The organism is Spongiactinospora gelatinilytica, assembly GCF_003236385.1.
Classification (GTDB): Bacteria; Actinomycetota; Actinomycetes; order Streptosporangiales; family Streptosporangiaceae; genus Spongiactinospora; species Spongiactinospora gelatinilytica.
On the sequence record NZ_POUA01000639.1, the window covers coordinates 1 to 2,223 of the forward strand.

Annotated in this window: 3 protein-coding genes; 2 read left to right on the forward strand and 1 reads right to left on the reverse strand. The window is 63.1% G+C overall.

Translation table 11 applies throughout. The features are described 5' to 3' along the window. Positions 1–181: 181 nt before the first annotated feature. Together C1I98_RS38075 and C1I98_RS40990 are read left to right on the forward strand one after the other, a co-directional pair. Positions 182–754: a C40 family peptidase gene (locus C1I98_RS38075; protein WP_233508542.1), complete on the forward strand. Its 573-nt coding sequence runs from the start codon at positions 182–184 to the stop codon at positions 752–754. 384 nt (positions 755–1,138) lie between these two features. Next, the gene (locus C1I98_RS40990; RefSeq protein WP_146607902.1) at positions 1,139–1,900 is read left to right on the forward strand and encodes a hypothetical protein; all 762 of its coding nucleotides are present in this window, start codon (positions 1,139–1,141) and stop codon (positions 1,898–1,900) included. Between the two features lie 116 nt (positions 1,901–2,016). Here the strand turns inward: C1I98_RS40990 and C1I98_RS44775 are convergent. Next, a partial coding sequence (locus C1I98_RS44775; protein ID WP_233508543.1) for a hypothetical protein occupies positions 2,017–2,223 on the reverse strand: 207 nt, incomplete at its 5' end.

The following is a 2,223-nucleotide window of genomic DNA, read 5'->3' on the forward strand; positions in this document are numbered from 1 at the left end:
CCCACTGGCCCCACCTCGGCCCCCGCGAACTACCCGGGCAGGTCACCGAGTGACCACACTCACAAAGGCCATCGCCGCAGGCGCTGGCCTGGTCCTATGCATCGCCCTATTCGCCGGCGCCACCGGCGTCACCATCTCCACCTGTGCCTACCCCGCCGTCCTTAGCATGAGCCCCCGGCAGATGGCCAACGCCCAGACCACCCAGCGATCCGCACACCATGACACCTACGCCCGTCACGCCACCCAGGCCCAGGCCATCGTCAGTACCCTCGGCGCCCATAACAAGACTGTGAACGTGGTCATGACCACCCTGTGCAGTAGCCAAGCCCTCCGCGCGCAGGGCGGCCCCACTTCGAGTCATCGAGCAATAGCGGTTCGCGCAGCCCTGGCCATGCTCGGCATTCCCTACTCTTGGGGCGGCGGCGGGCCGACCGGCCCGACGTACGGCATCGGTCGCGGCGCACGAACCCGGGGCTTCGACTGCTCCGGCCTCACCGAGTACGCCTGGTCACAAGCAGGCGTCCGGATCGGAACCACTACGTATGAACAGTGGCGGGTCGGCTCACCGGTTCCCAAAGGCAAGATCTCCCCAGGTGACCTCGTCTTCTACGAAACCGATCCAGCTCGCTCCGGCCCCGATCATGTTGGTCTGGCGATCTCGGCAACCCACATGGTGAACGCCCCGCACACAGGAGCCGTCGTCCGCATAGACCCCATCAACAGAACCGGCTACCTCGCGGCGATTCGCCTTTAGCCGTGTGGCTGTGGTCGCCCCGGTAGGTGATCAGGCCGCTCTTGTCTCAGTTGGGTGGCTGGTCGCCCATCAGAGGGCAGACAGTAGCGTCCGGAGCTGCTGTAATTCGTGAGGCCCGTCAGCGAGCTGTGATATCGGCCCAGTGTCTTAACTGAGCGGTCTTTCCGGTCGGACATCGCAAGTCTCTGGCCTCGATCAAGCGTCGATGTCAACTGCCCACAGGGTTGTCCAGTATTTGTTGTCCAGCCCGAACTTTCCGACCGTGGACAACTCATTAGCGCTATAAGGAGCACGTAGCATGACAGCCGACCGAATGGAGGAAGAGCTTTGATGCAACTCTTCGTACGCCAGGCACGTAGAAAACACTTATGGATCCTCGTCTGCTTGTCGCTGCTGGCTACGGCCGCCATGACTCCATCCGCCGCACGCTCGGAGGCTGAGTCGCTGGCGCGCTGGGTCACGTACAAGGACAGTGACGGAAACCAGACCAAGTGGTACCGCTCGAACAACCTGATCATGACCGGCGGATATGCCAAGGTGACATGGGCCACCGCCTGGGCCAACGCGTATGTCTCCACGATATACGATCGCGGCAAGGGCAAGATCCACGGTGGAGGCACTGGCCCCACCGCCAGGATCCGGCACAGCGGGCACTTCGGCTACAGCAAATGCAGGTGGAAGTTGCTCGATGAGCCCACGATGAGGAAGCCGCTGACGTGTAAGTACACCACCTCGCCAGTATCCATCCTCCCCGCCCTGCGTCTCGTCGGGCAGGAACCGGACGGAAAGAAACATTTCGCCGGCACACTTGCACCAGATGAGATGTGCCTCGCGACCGCGCTTCCTGGGCCCGACCAAGTCGTCGCGCAGACCTGTACCACCATCGCCCGATTTCAGCGCGAAGGGCTGACGCTCGTCGTCGAAGACACAGGGGCGGGTATCTCAAGCCGCGCGCATCTGCTACCCAACGGATATACAGCCACCGCGACCATGGTTGAGCAGTTCGATATGCTTGGCCCGAACCTGGCGATCAGCGATCCACATGCGAATCTACCCCGCAGCATAGTACTGGCCCAGGATGTCCAAAGAATTTCCAACAGTGTGCCACTCGAAGCACTGGAGCTCCGAACTGCTGCATTGCCCTAGGTTTCATAACCCGCACGGGAGCTACTGTCGGCCCTCAATGCAGTGGCTTGTGTTCAAGCGCACGAGGCGCTCAGGATGACCGAGGCTCCCGAGATGCAACCAATCCATACTCGTCGCTATACGTCTCGTAGCCGCTGCTCAACCGCGTTGCCGCTGAGGCCGACCGCCCGACCTATGCTCGGGCGGCTCGCCCCATCGGCCAGCAGTTCGCGTGCGATGGCTGCCCACTCCTCCGGTGTGGAGGCGACCTGCAGGCGCGCGGCCTCCTGGTCGGTGAGGTCGCGCCCCCGGCGAGCATCGGCCTCGGCGGTGCCCGCCACCCC